Raw genomic sequence first — 369 nt, forward strand, 5'->3', positions numbered from 1 at the left:
AGTCCACGCCAACGAGAAGACCAGGTGCTCGGTTCCTCCGCAGTTGGATAGCAAAGCTGGCCATAACGGCGGTTGGCATGATGATGGTCATGGCTGCCACCGGACTCCCCGAACTCGATGTCGCCCGGATCGTGAAGTACTGCGCCAGTAGAGTTCCCGATCGTCTGCGTCATGAGATTCGGGTCGAATGCGACATCGCGCCGCGCCATGTCACGATCTGCGAATGCCGGTCGCCGTGGCGTGAGGACTTCGGACCGGAGTGGACGCGATTCCCGATCGCCCGCCTGTCTTACACGAAGAAAACCGGGCTGTGGACTCTGTATTGGCGGGACCGGAACCTCAAATTTCACCGTTACCAGTTCTTGGCGC

At 59.9% G+C, this 369-nt stretch carries 1 protein-coding gene; it reads left to right on the forward strand.

All coding sequences use genetic code 11. The features are described from left to right. Positions 1-89 precede the first annotated feature (89 nt). Positions 90-369 (forward strand): DUF3024 domain-containing protein (locus G8767_RS35355; RefSeq protein WP_206030040.1); only part of this gene is annotated, 280 nt, incomplete at its 3' end.

This window comes from Rhodococcus sp. IC4_135, assembly GCF_011602025.1.
GTDB classification, from domain to species: domain Bacteria; phylum Actinomycetota; class Actinomycetes; order Mycobacteriales; family Mycobacteriaceae; genus Rhodococcus_F; species Rhodococcus_F baikonurensis.